This window comes from Burkholderia sp. 10_S31, assembly GCF_056930375.1.
This window is the reverse complement of sequence record NZ_JBXOWK010000001.1, coordinates 2,877,144-2,894,051: the sequence shown is the minus strand read 5'-3', so window position 1 is coordinate 2,894,051 and position 16,908 is coordinate 2,877,144. Positions and strand designations below refer to the sequence as shown.

At 66.6% G+C, this 16,908-nt stretch carries 17 protein-coding genes; 13 read left to right on the top strand and 4 right to left on the bottom strand.

Going from position 1 to position 16,908, the window contains the following annotated elements; translation table 11 throughout:
- The first annotated feature begins 37 nt into the window (after positions 1-37).
- From AC1Z3W_RS12985 to speD, 5 genes are read left to right on the top strand one after another with little or no spacing between them, the layout of a single operon-like run.
- On the top strand, positions 38-424 hold the full coding sequence (locus AC1Z3W_RS12985; protein WP_057929417.1) for a DUF350 domain-containing protein: 387 nt from the start codon (positions 38-40) through the stop codon (positions 422-424).
- 26 nt (positions 425-450) lie between these two features.
- Positions 451-1,503 carry an SPFH domain-containing protein gene (locus AC1Z3W_RS12980; protein ID WP_057929416.1) on the top strand — a complete coding sequence of 351 codons (1,053 nt, stop codon included), beginning with the start codon at positions 451-453 and terminating at the stop codon, positions 1,501-1,503.
- A gap of 9 nt (positions 1,504-1,512) precedes the next feature.
- Positions 1,513-3,033 (top strand): DUF4178 domain-containing protein, encoded by a 1,521-nt coding sequence (locus tag AC1Z3W_RS12975; RefSeq protein WP_483507714.1) that lies wholly within the window; start codon positions 1,513-1,515, stop codon positions 3,031-3,033.
- The gene (locus AC1Z3W_RS12970; protein WP_162840577.1) at positions 3,033-3,179 is read left to right on the top strand and encodes a hypothetical protein; all 147 of its coding nucleotides are present in this window, start codon (positions 3,033-3,035) and stop codon (positions 3,177-3,179) included. The genes AC1Z3W_RS12975 and AC1Z3W_RS12970 overlap by 1 nt, the downstream gene beginning before the upstream one ends.
- A complete protein-coding gene (gene speD, locus AC1Z3W_RS12965; protein WP_057929414.1) occupies positions 3,176-3,553 on the top strand; it encodes an adenosylmethionine decarboxylase in 378 nt (125 codons plus the stop codon). The genes AC1Z3W_RS12970 and speD overlap by 4 nt, the downstream gene beginning before the upstream one ends.
- A gap of 7 nt (positions 3,554-3,560) precedes the next feature.
- Here speD and AC1Z3W_RS12960 read toward each other — a convergent pair whose 3' ends face one another.
- On the bottom strand, positions 3,561-4,013 hold the full coding sequence (locus tag AC1Z3W_RS12960; RefSeq protein ID WP_057929413.1) for a type II toxin-antitoxin system RatA family toxin: 453 nt from the start codon (positions 4,011-4,013) through the stop codon (positions 3,561-3,563).
- A 181-nt stretch (positions 4,014-4,194) separates the two neighbouring features.
- Here AC1Z3W_RS12960 and AC1Z3W_RS12955 point away from each other — a divergent pair, with 181 nt between their 5' ends.
- Both AC1Z3W_RS12955 and AC1Z3W_RS12950 read left to right on the top strand, forming a co-directional pair.
- Positions 4,195-5,235 (top strand): bifunctional nicotinamide-nucleotide adenylyltransferase/Nudix hydroxylase, encoded by a 1,041-nt coding sequence (locus AC1Z3W_RS12955; RefSeq protein WP_483507713.1) that lies wholly within the window; start codon positions 4,195-4,197, stop codon positions 5,233-5,235.
- Between the two features lie 74 nt (positions 5,236-5,309).
- On the top strand, positions 5,310-6,743 hold the full coding sequence (locus tag AC1Z3W_RS12950) for a nicotinate phosphoribosyltransferase (protein ID WP_483507712.1): 1,434 nt from the start codon (positions 5,310-5,312) through the stop codon (positions 6,741-6,743).
- Between the two features lie 98 nt (positions 6,744-6,841).
- Here the strand turns inward: AC1Z3W_RS12950 and AC1Z3W_RS12945 are convergent, their stop codons facing one another.
- Positions 6,842-7,753, bottom strand: a complete 912-nt coding sequence (locus AC1Z3W_RS12945; RefSeq protein WP_057929409.1) for a LysR family transcriptional regulator — start codon at positions 7,751-7,753, stop codon at positions 6,842-6,844.
- A 129-nt stretch (positions 7,754-7,882) separates the two neighbouring features.
- Here AC1Z3W_RS12945 and AC1Z3W_RS12940 point away from each other — a divergent pair, with 129 nt between their 5' ends.
- The 5 genes from AC1Z3W_RS12940 (at position 7,883) to AC1Z3W_RS12920 (ending at position 13,678) form a co-directional block, all read left to right on the top strand.
- Positions 7,883-9,151, top strand: a complete 1,269-nt coding sequence (locus tag AC1Z3W_RS12940) for a CaiB/BaiF CoA transferase family protein (protein ID WP_483507857.1) — start codon at positions 7,883-7,885, stop codon at positions 9,149-9,151.
- Positions 9,144-10,283, top strand: a complete 1,140-nt coding sequence (locus tag AC1Z3W_RS12935) for an acyl-CoA dehydrogenase family protein (RefSeq protein ID WP_175825589.1) — start codon at positions 9,144-9,146, stop codon at positions 10,281-10,283. The genes AC1Z3W_RS12940 and AC1Z3W_RS12935 overlap by 8 nt, the downstream gene beginning before the upstream one ends.
- Positions 10,284-10,314: 31 nt before the next feature.
- The gene (locus tag AC1Z3W_RS12930) at positions 10,315-11,064 is read left to right on the top strand and encodes an electron transfer flavoprotein subunit beta/FixA family protein (RefSeq protein WP_057929456.1); all 750 of its coding nucleotides are present in this window, start codon (positions 10,315-10,317) and stop codon (positions 11,062-11,064) included.
- Positions 11,065-11,080: 16 nt separating this feature from the next.
- Positions 11,081-12,040: an electron transfer flavoprotein subunit alpha/FixB family protein gene (locus AC1Z3W_RS12925; protein ID WP_057929407.1), complete on the top strand. Its 960-nt coding sequence runs from the start codon at positions 11,081-11,083 to the stop codon at positions 12,038-12,040.
- A gap of 207 nt (positions 12,041-12,247) precedes the next feature.
- Positions 12,248-13,678, top strand: a complete 1,431-nt coding sequence (locus tag AC1Z3W_RS12920) for a purine-cytosine permease family protein (protein ID WP_483507711.1) — start codon at positions 12,248-12,250, stop codon at positions 13,676-13,678.
- Here the strand turns inward: AC1Z3W_RS12920 and AC1Z3W_RS12915 are convergent.
- On the bottom strand, positions 13,652-15,154 hold the full coding sequence (locus tag AC1Z3W_RS12915) for an aminotransferase-like domain-containing protein (RefSeq protein ID WP_483507710.1): 1,503 nt from the start codon (positions 15,152-15,154) through the stop codon (positions 13,652-13,654). The genes AC1Z3W_RS12920 and AC1Z3W_RS12915 overlap by 27 nt on opposite strands.
- Positions 15,155-15,280: 126 nt before the next feature.
- Between AC1Z3W_RS12915 and AC1Z3W_RS12910 the strand changes: the two genes are divergently transcribed.
- The gene (locus tag AC1Z3W_RS12910) at positions 15,281-16,168 is read left to right on the top strand and encodes a DMT family transporter (protein ID WP_483507709.1); all 888 of its coding nucleotides are present in this window, start codon (positions 15,281-15,283) and stop codon (positions 16,166-16,168) included.
- A 65-nt stretch (positions 16,169-16,233) separates the two neighbouring features.
- Here the strand turns inward: AC1Z3W_RS12910 and AC1Z3W_RS12905 are convergent, their stop codons facing one another.
- Positions 16,234-16,851 (bottom strand): hypothetical protein, encoded by a 618-nt coding sequence (locus AC1Z3W_RS12905; protein WP_057929403.1) that lies wholly within the window; start codon positions 16,849-16,851, stop codon positions 16,234-16,236.
- Positions 16,852-16,908 lie beyond the last annotated feature (57 nt).

Here is a 16,908-nt window from a genome sequence, read left to right as displayed (position 1 = left end):
CGGGGCGGCGAACCGAGCACAAAATCCGAGGAAAAGAATGAATAGTGCCTATCTTTATGCGGTTCATTTACTGTCGGCGTTCGTGCTGCTTTTCGTGTTCGCGGCAGTGTACCTGAAGGTCACCCCGTTCGACGAACTGGCACTGATCCGCGACGGCAACGCGGCCGCGACGCTGTCGTTCGGCGGCGCGCTGATCGGGTTCTGCCTGACGCTCGCCTCCAGCATCGCGCACAACTCGACGCTCGGCGAAGTCATGCTGTGGGCCGTCGGCGCGATGGCCGTGCAGCTTGTCACCTATGCGGTGCTGACCCGCCTGATTCCCGGCATGAACCATGCGATCGAGGATCGCAACGTCGCGATGGGCGGCCTGATGGGCGCCGCGTCGCTCGTCGTCGGCATCATCAATGCCGCCTGCCTGACCTGACGCGCCACGCGCTCGAGGAGATCGACATGAGTCTGGGTTCGTTTATCCGCAAGCAGTTCATCGACGTCCTGCAATGGACGGAGGACACCGACGGCGTGCTGGCCTGGCGCTATCCGATGGAAGACCAGGAGATCCAGTACGGCGGCCAGCTGACCGTGCGCGAAACGCAGGTCGCGATCTTCGTCAACGAAGGCAAGGTCGCCGACGTGTTCCAGCCTGGGCTGTACAAGCTGGAAACGCGCACGCTGCCGGTGCTCACGTACCTGAAGAACTGGGATAAGTTCTTTCAATCGCCTTTCAAGTCGGACGTCTACTTCTTCAGCACGCGGCTGCAGCTCGGCCGGCGCTGGGGCACCGCGCAGCCGGTGACGATCCGCGATCGCGAATTCGGCTTCGTGCAGCTGCGCGCGTTCGGCATCTACTCGTATCGGATCGTCGATGCGGCCGCGTTCCACCGCGAGGTGAGCGGCACGCGTGCGCAGTACACGGTCGACGATCTCGAACAGCAGTTGCGCAACCTGGTCGTCACCGCGATGAGCACGACGTTCGGCTCGGCCGACGTGCCGTTCGTCGACATGGCCGCGAACCAGACGCTGCTGTCGCAACGCGTCGCCGAGGCGCTGGTGCCGGTGTTCACGCGCTACGGCCTCGCGCTCGATGCGTTCGCGGTCGAAAGCGTGTCGCTGCCGGCCGAGCTGCAGAAGGCGCTCGACCTGCGGATCGGCGCGGGGATGGCCGGCGATCTCGCCCGCGCGACGCAATACCAGACCGCTCAGGCGATCCCGCTTGCCGCGCAGAACCCGGGCGGCATCGCGGGTGTCGGCGCGGGGCTCGCGGCTGGCGCTGCGATCGGGCAGGCGATGGCCGGCCAGATCGCGGGCGCCGCGCAGCCGGCACCGCCCGCACCTCCGGCGCCCGTCGCGGCACCGGTCGCCGCTGCGCAACCTGCCGCACCGGCGGAAGCGACCGATTACGTGCAGCGCCTCGAACAGCTGAAGGCCCTGCTCGACAAGGGCCTCGTGACCGAAGACGAATATTCGCGCGCGAAGGCGGAAATCCTCGCGAAGCTCACCCGGTAAGCGTCGCGCATGTTCAGTACTTCGTGCCCCCAGTGCGGCGCGCCGGTCGAGTTTCGCTCGGCGGCGGCCGTGATGGCCGTCTGCGCGTTCTGCCGCAGCACGCTGCTCAAGCGCGGCGCCGACGTCGAACGCATCGGCGAGCTGGCCACGGTGCTCGACGACGCGTCGCCGATCCAGATCGGCACGGCCGGACGCTACGGCAAGCGCACGTTCACCGTGCTCGGGCGCATCCAGATGACCTACGACGCCGGCGCGTGGAGCGAATGGTATGTCGTGTTCGACGACGGCACGTTCGGCTGGCTGTCGGATGCGTCGGGGCAGTATGCGATCACGGTGCGCGAGCCCGACGATGCGTCAGGCGGCACCTGGCCCGCGTTCGGCACGCTCGAACCCGGCATGCGGATCGATCATGGCGGCCGCGCGTATCTCGTGTCGGACGTGCGCACCGCGCGCTGCACGGGCGGCGACGGCGAGCTGCCGTTTCGCGTCGATGCCGGCTGGGAGGCGCGCGTCGTCGACCTGCGCACCGGCAACGCGTTCGCGACGTACGACTATTCCGACGCCGAAGCGAACGGCGGGAGCCCGGCCGTCTATACGGGCGAAGCGCTGGAGTTCGATGCGCTTGCGTTCACCGGCCTGCGCGATACCGAGAACGATACGCGCGAGAAGCGCGGTGCGGAGATGGTGCCGTTTGCGTGCCCGAGCTGTGGCGCGTCGCTGTCGTATGCGCCGAACTTGGCCGACTACGTGGTGTGCGGCACTTGTCACGCGGGCGTGCAATGCACGGCCGAGCAGCAGACCGTGTTCGCCGCGCAGCGCAAGCTCGATGCGGTGAAGGGCGCGCTGGAGCTCGGCGCGATCGGCACGTTCGACGGCGTGAAGTACACGGTGATCGGGATGATGCGCTGCCGCGTGCCGGGCGACGACGAGACGTGGGACGAATACCTGCTGCTGAACCCGAAGCGCGGGTTCCTGTGGCTCGTGCAGAGCGAAGGGCGCTGGGAGCGCGTGCAGGTGCTCGATCACTGGCCGACGATCGGCGTCGAGTCCGACGTGACCGACGGCGGCAAGACTTATCGACTGCGCGAGGCATACGACTCGGAGGTTGTCTACGTGGTCGGTGCGTTCAACTGGCGCGTGCAGGTCGGCGACCGCACGTCGATCGTCGACTACGGTTGGCAGAAGGACAAGCTCACGCGCGAGCGCAGCGCGGCGGAAATCGTCTGGTCGCGTGCACGGCCGTTGTCGGCCAGCGCGCTGGCCGAGCGCTTCGGCACGCCTGCGCTTGCAGCGGCAGCGGTTGCGCCCGCAACGGGTTCCGCCGGGAAGTCGACGGGCCTGTTCGGCGCGAAGCACCCGCACAGCTTCGCGCCGCTGCCGTTCGTGTTCAGCGCGATCCTCGTGATTCTCAACATGGGTTCGCTGTTCTCGTTCAGCGGCCGCTCCGTCTACGTGCTGGTCGGCCTGCTCGTGCTGTGGCTGCCTGAATGGCTGTGGAAGAGCTTCGCATCGGACGGGGGCAACGCGTGATGCGCTATATCCTCTACGGCATCTACGGGCTGATCGTCGTTACGCTGTTCAGCTGCGCGTCGATCGGCGGCAGCGGTTCGGGCGGCAGCGGCTGGGGCAGTTCGTCGGCGCGCAGCGGCTACTCGTCGTACGGGTCGCACAAATGACGGCACGCGACAGCGTCGCGGCGCCGCGCGCGACGCTCGGCTCGCACGTGCTGGCCGATCTCGCCGGCATCGACGCGGCGCTGCTGCGCGATGCCGCGCGGCTCGAGACGATGCTCACCGACGCCGCGCAGCAGGCCGGCGCGCGCGTGATCGGCGCGCATTTCCATCATTTCGGCGGCGAGCATGGCGTGACGGGTGTCGTGCTGCTGGCGGAATCGCACATCACGATTCATACGTGGCCCGAACACGGCTTCGCGGCTGTCGACGCATTCATGTGCGGCGCCGCACGCGCGGCCGATGCGGTCGATGCAATCGCCGCCGCGCTCGGCACGCATGCACAGGTCCGGCAGCAGGTGGCGCGCGGCGTCGCGTGAGCGACGCTCAGTGCGGCAACGCTTCGGCTTCGGCCCAGCGCTTGAACGAGTCGAGACGCCGGCGTGTCTGCACGAGATAGAACGCGCCGATCAGCGGTTCGAGCAGCCAGCGCAGCCACGCCGGCTGCGCGCGGAAGTGATACGTGAACTTCACTTCGGTCGTGCCCGGCGTGCGCTCGGTGAAGTTCCAACTGCCGCTGAAGCGCTCGAGCACCTTCGGCCCGTCGACCATTTCGACGGCCGCGACCTGCGGTGGACGGTACGAGATGTAGCGCGACACCATCGTCGCGCCCGACTGGCTGCGGCAGAACGCGTCGACGCCGACGTCGGCCGTCATCCCGTCGGGCAGATAGGCGTCGGCGAGGAAGCTGTCCCACACGAGCCGCCGCGCGTAGTCCTGCGACCACGTGAAGAGGCGTCTGCGATCGACGCCGACGATCCGGCTGACAGAGATCCTCATGATGGCGGGCGCAACGGCGCGGATTGGAATGAAATCGAGTGTAACCCGCCTGCGCCGCGCAATTCTTCAGACTTCGTCAAGTCGAGCCGGTGCTCGATTGACCTTCTCGGGGAATTCCCCTACGATCGATTCCATACCTTCGGGAAAGACCCGAAGCGTTTCAATCTCTTGAGGGAGCCTCATGAGTACGCAACAGAACCGGCGCTTCGACGCGCTCGTTTTCATTGGTCGTTTCCAGCCTCCGCATCGTGGTCACCTGAACGTGCTGAAGTCGGCACTGAGCCGGGCCGAACGCGTGTGCGTGCTGATCGGCTCGACCGACAAGCCCCGCACCATCAAGGATCCGTTCTCGTTCGACGAGCGCCGCCAGATGCTGGCTTCGCTGCTCGATGCGTCCGAGCGCGAGCGCGTGACGATCGCGCCGGTGCAGGATTCGACGTACAACGACGGCGACTGGGTGCGCTGGGTGCAGGATGCCGTGGCCGCCGCGCTCGGCGACGTCGCGCAGCGCAAGGTCGGGTTGATCGGCCACGAGAAGGACGCCACCTCGTATTACCTGCGGATGTTCCCGCAATGGGAGCTTGTCGACGTCGATGCGACCGAGGACATTTCCGCGACCGAAATCCGCGACCAGTATTTCGCTGAACGCACCAACAGCTTCGTGCAATGGGCGGTGCCGGAACCCGTGTTCGGCTGGCTCGAGCGTTTCCGCACGCAGCCGGAATTCGCGCAGCTGAAGGCCGAAGCCGAATTCATTGCGGGCTATCGCAAGGCATGGTCGGCTGCACCGTATCCGGTCACGTTCGTGACGGTTGACGCGGTGGTCGTGCACTCGGGCCATATCCTGCTCGTGCGCCGACGCAGCGAACCGGGCCGCGGCCTGTGGGCGCTGCCGGGCGGGTTCGTCGAGCAGGACGAACGGCTCGATGCTGCGTGCATTCGCGAACTGCGCGAGGAGACCGGCCTGAAGCTGCCGGAGCCCGTGCTGCGCGGCTCGATCAAGGATCGCCAGGTGTTCGATCATCCGACGCGCTCGCTGCGCGGCCGCACGATCACGCACGCGTGCCTGTTCAACTTCCCGACGGGCGAATTGCCGCGCGTGAAGGGCAGCGACGACGCCGACAAGGCGCGCTGGGTGCCGCTCAACGAATTCGCGCAGATGCGCAACGTGATGTTCGAGGATCACTTCGAGATCGCGTATCACTTCCTGGGGAAACTGTGATCCGCTGATTCCCCGGATTCCGGTCCGCTGCGACAGACGCGGCGGCACTTCAACGGCCTAGAGGAGCTCTAGCCATGCAAAACGATCTCGGCGGCTTTGCCGCGGTTCTCGCCAATCCGATCCTCAACACGGATTCGTACAAGGCTTCCCACTTCCTGCAATATCCGCCCGACGCGCAGGCGATGTTCTCGTACGTCGAATCGCGCGGCGGCCGCTACGACCGCACGCTGTTCTTCGGCCTGCAGATGCTGCTGAAGGAATATCTGTGCCGGCCAGTCACGCACGCGATGATCGACGACGCGCGCGATTTCTTCGCGGCGCACGGCGAGCCGTTCAACGAGGACGGGTGGCGTCATGTCGTCGAGCGCTACGACGGCTATCTGCCCGTGAAGATCCGCGCGGTGCCCGAAGGTTCGATCGTGCCCGTGCACAACGTGCTGATGACCGTCGAATGCGACGACCCGAAGGTATTCTGGCTCGCGTCGTATCTGGAGACGATGCTGCTGCGCGTGTGGTATCCGGTGACGGTCGCGACGCGCAGCTGGCACCTGCGGCAGACGATCCGCCGCTTTCTCGAGAGGACCGACGACGATCTCGCGCAGTTGCCGTTCAAGCTGCACGACTTCGGCGCGCGCGGCGTGTCGAGCGCGGAGTCGGCCGCGATCGGCGGCGCGGCGCACCTCGTCAGCTTCATGGGTTCGGACACGGTGCTCGGCGTGCTGGCCGCGAACCGCTTCTATCGCGAGCCGATGGCCGCGTATTCGGTGCCGGCGGCCGAGCACAGCACGATCACGTCGTGGGGGCGCGCGCGTGAAGCCGACGCATACCGGAACATGATCGCCCGCTTCGGGCTGCCTGGGGCGATCGTTTCAGTCGTGTCGGACTCCTACGATCTGTTCGCCGCACTTGAAATGTGGGGTGGGCCGCTGCGCCAGGCAGTGATCGATTCGGGCGCGACGCTCGTCGTGCGCCCCGACTCTGGCGACCCGGTGACGATCGTGCTGCAGACTGTGCGCGCACTCGATGCATCGTTCGGCTCGACCGTGAACGGCAAGGGGCGGCGCGTGCTGAACCGCGTGCGCGTGATTCAGGGCGACGGCGTCGACGAGCGGTCGATCGAAGCGATCCTCATCGCGCTCGACGACGCGGGCTATGCGGCCGGCAACGTCGTGTTCGGGATGGGCGGCGCGTTGCTGCAGCAGGTGAACCGCGATACGCAGCGCTTCGCGATGAAGTGCTCGGCGATCCGGCGCGACGGCGTGTGGCACGACGTTCGCAAGGATCCGGTCACCGATCAGGGCAAGCGCTCGAAGAAGGGGCGGCTGACGTTGCTGCGCAATCGGCGCACGGGCGAGTACCGGACGGCGACGCTGCCGGTCGCGTGGGACGATCGTGTGCTCGAAGGCGAGTGGGACGATGCGCTCGAAACAGTGTTCGACATGGGACGGATGCTGGTCGATACGACGTTCGCCGAGGTGCGGGCGAGGGCGCACGCCGGCGAGGCGTAGGCCGGGGCCGGCGGGCGATGCGGTGGAGGTTCGCGTCGCCCTTGCGACAGGGGCGTTCGGCTGCGATGCCGTTGCGCCGCTCAGCCGGCAGTCCCGTTTCAAAGCCCGGTGCGCGTGCGCATCGCATCCGCGACCGCGTCGCGTACGCAGGTCGCCGCGATTTCCGACGCGCGGGTCCGCGCCGCACGCGCGAGTCGGGCGATCACCAGCGGCTGGATCACGGTCGACTCCCGGATCGGGCATTCAACGACGAGCGGCGAGCGCGTGACCGCCGGGCTTTGCGTGATCAGCAGCGACACGCCGAGCCCGCTTGCGACCATCGCGCGTACGAGTTCGATCGACACCGCGCGATAGCGGACATTCGGCGACAGGCCACATTGCCAGAACGGCGCCATCAGGAAGTCGCGGCTATGCGGCAGGTCGATCAGGATGAACGGCTGAGAGGCGAGATCGCGCAATGAAATCGCACGCTTGCGCTTGGCAAGTACCGACCCGGCCGGCACGAGCGCATAGGGCCGCAATTCGGCGAGACACTCGCGCTCGATGTCTTCGGGCAAGCCGACGTCGTACATCAGTGCGAAGTCGATCTGCTGCTTGTGCAGTGCCATGTCGAGCTGCGCGAGATCACCTTCGACGAAGCGGATCTCGAGGCGTGGATGACGCTGCTGCGCGAGCTCGAGCACGCGCGGCAAATAGACCGGCGCGATCGTGCTGAAGATGCCGATCTGCACGACGCCGCCCGGCTCGTCGCCGACATCGTCCGTCGCGAACGCCGACGCCGATGCAAGCAACTGACGTGCCTCGGCCAGCTTGCGCTCGCCGAAATGCGTGAGCGTCATCCGCGTGCCCGCGCCGCGCGTGAACAGTGGATCGTCGAACAGCGCTTCGAGTTCGCGGATCGCCACCGATATCGACGGTTGCGACACGTTGAGCCGGAGCGCGGCCGCGGTCGTGCTGCCCGCTTCCGCGGCCGCGACGAAATAGCGAAGCAGTCTCAGCGACAGAGCCATGTCGGACCTACCCATATGAAAATCTTATAGGTGTTAATTTATTCCGATATTTTATCTGATTGCCTTGCTCGAACAGAATCACCGCATCGGCCGACTCGGCCCGACCTTCAGGAGAAAGATGCCGTGACTATGTCCAGGCTGCCGCTCGACGGCATACGCGTGATCGACTTTTCCCGGGTGCTGGCGGGGCCGCTGTGTTCGGCACTGCTCGGCGACCTCGGCGCCGACGTGATCAAGATCGAGCCGCCCGCCGGCGACGACTACCGCGCAATCGGCCCGTTCGCGAACGGCGAGAGCGGGCTGTTCGGCGCGATGAATCGCAACAAGCGCAGTGTCGTGATCGACATGAAGACGGCTGACGGACGGGCGCTTGCGCAATCGCTGTGCGCGGATGCGGATGTCGTCGTCGAGAATTTCCGCCCCGGCGTGGCCGATCGGCTCGGGATCGGCTACGCGGCACTGTCGGCGCGCAACCCGGCGCTGGTCTATGCGAGCGTATCGGGCTTCGGGCAGACCGGCCCCGAATCGAGCCGGCCGGCGTACGACATCATCCTGCAGGCGATGTGCGGGCTGATGGACGCGACCGGCGCGCCGGATGGTGAGCCGACGCTCGTCGGCGATTCCGTATCCGACGTGGTCAGCGGGATATTTGCATCATGGGGCGTGCTTGCCGCGCTCGTCGCACGCGATCGTACTGGTCAGGGTACGCACGTCGATGTGTCGATGTTCGATGCGACGATGAGCCTGACCGCTGCGCTCGTCGCGCGTTACGCGACCACCGGCGTGGCGCCGCGGCGTGTCGGCAACCGCCATCCGACTTCCGCGCCGTTCGGCGCCTATCGTGCGGCGGACGGACATTTCATCGTCGCGGTACTCAACAACAAACTGTTCGGCCTGCTTGCCGACACGATCGGCCATCCGACGCTGGTCGACGATGTGCGTTTCGCGTCCGACACATTGCGTTGCGAACACGAGGCGGCATTGCGTGCGTGCATCGAGCAGTGGAGCGCGACGCGTTCGGTCGACGAGGTCAACGAGATGCTTGGCGCGGCGGGCATTCCGGTCGCGCCGATCCGGAACATCCAGGAAGCGCTCGAAAGCGAACAGGCGCGCACGCGACGCCTGCTCGTCGATACGGTCGCGGCCGACGGCTCGCCGATCCGGTTGCCTGCCCAGCCGCTGAAATTTTCCGCCTATCCCGACACGCGTACGACGCGTGCACCCCAGCTCGGCGAGCATACGCGCGCGGTGCTTGGACGGGTGCTTGGTCTCGACGATGCGGCTATCTCCGCACTCGTGAAGGCCGGCGTCGTTCACGCGGCAGCCGAAACGGTCGTCACCGGCGCTGCCGAGTCTGCACGACAAACCGAAACCCATCAGGAGATGAACGATGCTTAAACGACTGGGCGTCGGCGACGCCGACCTCGAAATCGCCGACGCGATCCGCCGCTTCGCGCAAGCCGAACTCGCACCGTACGCCGCGCAAGTCGATCGTGACGAAACGTCGACGACACGCTATATGCCGGCGCTGGCCGAGCTCGGCGTGATGGGGATGAACCTGCCGGAGCGCTGGGGCGGAATTGGCGCGTCACCTGCCGCGATCATCCTGTCGCTGGCCGAGATCGCGAGCGCGTGCGCGGCGACCTCGTCGATGATCGGCGCCCACTATCTGGCGACCGACTCCGTGCTGATCGGTGGCGACGACACGTTGCGTGCCCGCTATCTGCCGGATGCCGCGAGCGGCGCGAAGCTGGGCGCATTCGCGCTGACCGAACCGCAGGCCGGCTCCAATCCGGCCGGCATGACGACGCAGGCCGTCCGCGACGGCGACCACTATCGCATTCGTGGCGTCAAGCATTTCATCTCGAATGCCGATGCCGCCCAATTCATCGTCGTCTATGCGAAAACCGCACCGGAACTCGGTACGCGCGGAATCAGCGCATTCATCGTCGATCGCGATACGCCCGGCGTGTCGGTGTCGTCACCGGAAAAGCTGATGGGCATTCACGGCGCACCCGCGCACGAGGTTGCGTTCGACTGCAGGGTGCCGGCGTCGAACCGGCTCGGCGACGAGGGGAGCGGTTTCCGCACGGCGATGAAGGTGTTGGACAACAGCCGTCTCGATGTCGCGGCGACGAGCCTCGGTATTGCCGAGGCGGCACTTGGCGATGCGATCGACTGGGCGAAGCAGCGTCACGTCGGCGGCGAGCCGCTCGCGCACAAGCAGGGGCTGCAATGGCGCTTCGCCGACATGAAGACGCAACTCGAGGCTGCATGGCTGCTGACGCTGCAGGCCGCGGCGCGGCGTGCAGCCGGCGAGCCGTTTACGGACATGGCGTCGATGGCGAAGCTGTATGCGTCGGAGATGGTGGCGTTCGTGACCGATGCTGCATTGCAGATTCATGGCGGGTACGGCTTCACGCGCGAAATGCGGATCGAGCGACTGGTGCGGGACGCACGCATCCTGCGGATCTACGAAGGATCGTCGGAGATCCAGCGCACGGTGATTGCCCGCACGATGCTTGCGTGACGGCAAATGCAACCGAACAAGGAGACGAATGATGAAGATGCTGGTGGCAGTGAAAAGAGTGGTCGATTACAACGTGAAGATCCGCGTGAAGTCGGACAACACGGGTGTCGACATCGCGAACGTGAAGATGTCGATGAACCCGTTCGACGAAATTGCGGTGGAAGAAGCCGTGCGCCTGAAGGAGGCTGGCGTGGCGACCGAAGTGATCGCGGTGTCGGTCGGTGTCGCGCAAGCGCAGGAAACGCTGCGTACGGCGCTGGCGATCGGCGCGGATCGCGCGATCCTCGTTGAGTCGAGCGACAGCGTCGAGCCGCTGGCTGTCGCGAAGATCCTGAAGGCGCTGGTCGACAAGGAGCAGCCGCAGCTGGTGATCCTCGGCAAGCAGGCAATCGACGACGATTCGAACCAGACGGGCCAGATGCTGGCTGCGCTGGCCAACCTGCCGCAAGCGACGTTCGCATCGAAGGTGACGATCGCCGACGGCCGTGCAACCGTTGCGCGCGAAGTCGACGGCGGCGCGGAAACGCTGTCGCTTCAACTGCCCGCAGTCGTCACCACCGACCTGCGCCTGAACGAGCCGCGCTACGTGACGCTGCCGAACATCATGAAGGCGAAGAAGAAGCCGCTGGAAACGGTGAAGCCGGAAGACCTGGGCGTGGACGTCGCGCCGCGTCTGAAGACGCTGAAGGTGGTCGAGCCGCCGAAGCGCGCAGCCGGCGTGAAGGTGCCGGACGTGAAGACGCTGGTCGAGAAGCTGAAGACCGAAGCCAAGGTGCTGTAAGAGGGAGCGCAAAGAAATGACGATTCTGGTGATTGCAGAGTGCGACGCCCCGAAGGAAGCCCCCTTGGGGGGCAACGCGTCGATCAAGGCCGCGACGCTGAACACGGTGGCAGCGGCGGCGAAGATTGGCGGTGACATCCACGTGCTGGTCGCGGGCCACAACGCACAGGGCGCAGCGGACGCCGCAGCAAAGATCGCGGTTGTCTCGAAGGTGCTGCTGGCCGACGCGCCGCAGCTCGAAGCGGGCCTCGCGGAAAACGTCGAAGCGACCGCGCTGAACATCGCGAAGGACTACTCGCACATCCTCGCGCCGGCCACCGCCTACGGCAAGAACATCGCGCCGCGTATCGCCGCGAAGCTGGACGTCGCGCAGATCTCGGACATCACGGCGGTCGATTCGGCCGACACGTTCGAGCGCCCGATCTACGCGGGTAACGCGATCGCGACAGTGCAGTCGAGCGATCCGATCAAGGTGATCACGGTGCGTGCGACGGGCTTCGATCCGGTTGCAGCGGAAGGCGGCAGCGCATCGGTCGAGAAGATCGAAGCGGCAGCCGACGCCGGCAAGTCGCAGTTCGTGAGCCGTGAAGTGACGAAACTGGACCGTCCGGAGCTGACGTCGGCGAGCATCATCGTGTCGGGCGGCCGCGGCCTCGGCAGCGGCGAGAACTACACGAAGGTGCTGGAGCCGCTGGCGGACAAGCTGTCGGCAGCACTGGGCGCCTCGCGCGCGGCAGTCGATGCCGGCTACGTGCCGAACGACTACCAGGTCGGCCAGACCGGCAAGATCGTCGCACCGCAGCTGTACATCGCGGTCGGCATCTCGGGTGCGATCCAGCATCTGGCCGGCATGAAGGATTCGAAGGTGATCGTCGCGATCAACAAGGATCCGGAAGCGCCGATCTTCAGCGTGGCCGATTACGGCCTGGTCGGCGACCTGAACGAGCTTGTTCCGGCGCTGACCGCGTCGGTCTGATTTCCGTAATCGTCAGGATCGACCGATCCTGCACGCACGCCGTGTCGTCGCGACTGGCGCGCAACCCCCGCGAAGGACCGTGTCCGCTTCACCGGCCGGCCGTCGTCGACGAGCATGCGGGCATGTCATCGCATGCCGTCGACCTGGCCCGATGTCGGCGGTCCGAGCGACCCACAAGCGCAGTTTTCCACCGGTCAGGAGCCGAGCATGGAACGTACCGCTTTACCTGTCGCCAATACATCGCTGATCGAGCGCCGCTCGATCGACTATATCCCCGAAGCCGAGCGCCACGGCAACCTGTTCAGTCAGTTCACCCTGTGGTTCGGCGCGAATCTGCAGGTCACGGCGGTCGTTGTCGGAGCACTGGCTGTGGTGCTCGGCGGCGACGTGTTCTGGTCGCTGGTTGGCTTGCTGGCAGGCCAGGTACTCGGCGGCGCGGTGATGGCGCTGCACGGCGCACAAGGGCCGCAGCTCGGGCTGCCGCAGATGGTCTCCAGCCGCGTGCAGTTTGGTGTGTACGGCGCGATCGTGCCACTCATGCTCGTTTGCGTGATGTATGTCGGATTCTCTGCGGGCGGAACGGTACTCGCCGGGCAGGCGATTGCGGAACTGTTGAACGTTGGCCATACCAGCGCGATCCTGATCTTCTCCGCGCTCGTCGTTCTGCTCACCGGCCTCGGCTACCGAACGATTCATGCGATGGGGCGCGTATCGAGCATCGTCGGCACGCTCGCATTCCTGTATCTGTTCGCGAGCCTGTTGCAAGGACACGCGTTCGCAGCGTTGCTGGCGAATCGTCACTTCACGCTCGCATCGTTCCTGCTTGCAGTGTCGTTGTCCGCGTCGTGGCAGATCGCCTACGGACCCTACGTCGCCGACTACTCCCGCTATCTGCCACGCACGACGTCGCCGGCGAAAACCTTTGCCGCCGTGTTCTGCGGCACCGTGATCGGTGCACAGGTGTCGATGACGTTCGGCGTGCTGGCCGCCGCGCTCGCCGGTGACCGCTTCTCGGGACACGAGGTCGCCTTCATCGTCGGCCTCGGTGCGACGGGCGCCATCGCGGCCGTGCTTTATTTCACGATCGCGCTGGGCAAGCTGACGATTACGACGCTCAACGCGTATGGCAGCGTGATGTCGGTCGCAGCGATCCTGACCGGCTTCGGTGGGCGGCGCGAGATCTCGCCGCGTACCCGCATCGCGTTCGTGCTGCTGAGCGTCGCCGCATCGAGCGGCATCGCGCTGGCCGGGCAGCATGATTTCCTGAAAGCGTTCTCGTCGTTCCTGTTGTTTCTGCTCGTGTTCTTCACGCCGTGGAGCGCGATCAATCTCGTCGACTACTACTGCGTCACCCGGGAACATTACGACGTGCCGGCGCTGTTCGACCCTGACGGACGGTATGGCCGCTGGAACGCCGTGGGCATCGCTGTCTACGCGATCGGCGTACTCGTGCAGATGCCGTTTGTCGCGACGGGGTTCTATACCGGGCTGTGGGTCGACGCGCTGGGTGGCGTCGACGTGTCGTGGATCGTCGGCATCGTCGTGCCGGGCCTGCTGTACTACGTCGCGTCGCGCGGAGCACGGGCGAGCGCGCCGGAGCGCCTGATCATGTCAGATTCGGCCGGTGACATCGAGTGAGACGCGGTTCGAGTGCGATTGCGTCGCCTCCGGCGGCGCTTCGGTATCGCGCGCGGCGCGGCGCGCCGCCTCCATCGCCCGAGCAAGCGCATCGAACACCGCCGGCCCCTTGCAGCGCGACACGTTGAAGCGCATGAACGATGTCGCGCTGTGCGATGCGCTGAACACATCGCCCGGCGCGAGCACGACATCATGGTCGAGCGCATGGCGTGCGACGCGTGCGGCATCGAGCCCGTCGGGCAGCTCGGCCCACACGAACAGGCCGCCGCGCGGTTCCGTCCAGATTCCGAGTCCGGCGCGCGCGAGCCGTCGGATCGTTTCGCCCATCGCATCGGCCAGCAGCGCCCGCAGGCTGTCGAGATGCCGCCGGTACGTGCCGTCGACCAGCAGCCGATGCACGACGTTCGCGCCGATCTGCGCATTGCCGAACGACGTCGCGAGCTTCAGGTCGACGAGCGCATCGATCCATTCGGGGCGCGCGGCGACATAGCCGCACCGGATCGCGGCCGACAGCGTCTTCGAGAAACTGCCGATCGATACCACGCGCGACAGCCCGTCGAATGCCGCCAGGCGCGGCGCGGGCGTGCTCTCGAAATCCGCGAAGATGTCGTCCTCGACGATCAGCAGGCCGTGCTCGGCCGCCAGCGTCAGCAGCCGGTGCGCGACCGGCGGCGCGAGCGTTGCGCCGGTCGGGTTGTGCAGCGCCGAGTTGGTGATGTAGAGCCGCGGCCGGTGTTCGGCGAGCACCTGTTCGAAGCGCGCGAGATCGGGGCCGTTCGGCGTGTACGGCACGCTGACGATCCGTGCGCGATGCGCGCGCAGCAGCGCCTGGAAGTTGAAGTAGCACGGATCGTCGAGCACGACGGTGTCGCCCGGCTCGAGCAGCAGCCGGCACACGAGATCGAGCGCATGCGTGCCGCCGTCGGTCAGCATGATCTGCGTGGGTTCCGCATGGACGCCGTGCTGCGCGAGCCGCCACGCGAGCTGCTGGCGCAGCGCGGGCAGCCCGAGCGGCGTCGCGTAGTCGGTCAGCGCGTCGGGTTCGTCGCGCGACACCGCGCGCAGCGCGCGGCGCAGGCTCTCGTCCGGCAGCCACGACGACGGCAGCCAGCCGCAGCCGGGCTTCACGGAACTCGGCGCGGCTTCGAGCGCCTGGCGCGACAGCCACAGCGGATCGAGTTCGCGATCGAGGCGCGGGCCGAGTTCGCCGAGCGCAAGCGGCGGTGCGTGGCCCGATACGTAGAAGCCGGAGCCGCGCCGCGCGACGAGCGCGCCTTCGCTCGCGAGCCGCTCGTAGGCGTCGACGACGGTCGATTTCGATACGTGCAGCGCGTCGGCCATCATCCGGATCGACGGCACGCGCGCGCCGGGCATCAGCGCGCGGCTCGCGATCCGCGCGCGCAGCGTGTCCATCACGGTTTCCACGCGCGTGCGCGACGGCGCGGGCGGAGCGGGGTTCGGCACGGAGCGGTTCATGGCGAGAAGGAACTGTACGGCCAGTTGTCCAGTACAGTTTGTCCGAATTGTATTGGGCTGTAGCTTACGCGCTTTTCGCGGGCGGCGGATCATCGGTCATCCACCTTTTTTCGACCAGGATTTACCGTGCAAAAGACGACCGACGGATGGCTCAGCGGCTTGCTGGGCGTGATCATCTTCAGTGGCTCGCTGCCGGCGACGCGCGTCGCGGTGCAGGGGCTCGACCCGCTGTTCCTCACGTTCGCGCGTGCGACGATCGCCGGCGTGCTCGGCCTGAGCCTGCTCGTCGCGCTGAAGCAGAAACGGCCGACGCGTGCGGAAACCGCGTCGCTCATCGTCGTCGCGCTCGGGGTCGTGGTCGGTTTTCCGCTGCTGACCGCGCTCGCGCTCAAGCACGTGACGTCCGCGCATGCGATCGTGTTCGTCGGGCTGCTGCCGCTCGCGACCGCGCTATTCGGCGTCTGGCGCGGCGGCGAACGGCCGCGGCTGCCGTTCTGGATCTTCTCGCTGGTCGGCAGCGGCGCGGTGGCCGCGTTCGCGCTGCGTAACGGCGGCAGCGCGGCGGTGCTGGGCGATGCGCTGATGCTGGCCGCGATCGTCGCGTGCGGGCTTGGCTATGCGGAAGGCGCGCGCCTGTCGCGCCAGCTCGGCGGCTGGCAGGTGATCTCGTGGGCGCTCGTGCTGTCGCTGCCGGTGATGCTGCCGCTCGCGTGGTTCACGTGGCCCGCGACGTTCGACGGCGTCGACGCCGCCGCGCTGTGGGGGCTCGCGTACGTGTCGCTGTTCAGCATGCTGATCGGCTTCGTGTTCTGGTATCGCGGTCTCGCGCTCGGCGGGATCGCGGGCGTCGGCCAGCTGCAGCTGCTGCAGCCGTTCTTCGGCTTCCTGCTCGCGGCCGGGCTGCTGCACGAGACGGTGCCGCCGTCGATGCTCGTCGTGACGGTCGTGGTCGTCGGCTGCGTCGCGGGTGCGAAGTACTTCTCGAAGATGGCGCCCGTGCAGCGCGCGGGCTGATTCACGCACCGCGCCCGCGCGACGACGCGACGGGCGCGACCCGTTCGCCGTCGCGCGCGCGCCGTTTACCCCATCACCACGTTGGCGAGCCGGAACTGGTACGCGGTCGCGGTGGTGCCGCCGCCGCCGCCCGTCATCACGATGTCGGCGCTCTTGATCCCCAGCAGCGACAGTTCGGTGTTGATGTCGGACAGCACGGCCGAATTCATCACCGCGCCCTGTTCGATCTGCGACGCGGTGCCGATCCACAGCGTCGGCTTGAACTCGAACACGGCCTTCTGGCCCGGCACGATACCCGTCTTGTTGGCGAGCAGCCGGTTGTCCTTGAAGACCGACGCGGTGATCGCCCCCTGGCTCAGGTCGTTGCGCAGCTGGATCTCGCGCGACGTCGGCGCCGCGCCGGCCAGCGCGAGCACGTTGCCCGATGTCGAGCGCGACACGTTGAAGACCTGTCCGTTGTCCGCGCGCTTTTGCGGCATGTAGTTGCCGTCGGCATCGCTCGCGGAGACGGTCGTCAGCATCGGGAACACGAACGGATGATTGTCGCCGCGTCCGCAGTTGGTGATGACCTTCCACGCGATCGCGAGCTCGTCGAAGTCCGTCGACACGTTCTTCTGGAAGATCACGATCTGGCTGTTGTTGACGTCGTTCGACAGGTTGACGAAGTTGAGATTGATGTCCATGAGTCACCTTGCTTTGCTTTGGATAACTGATTGAGTGGGCGCCGGCCGTGCATCGCC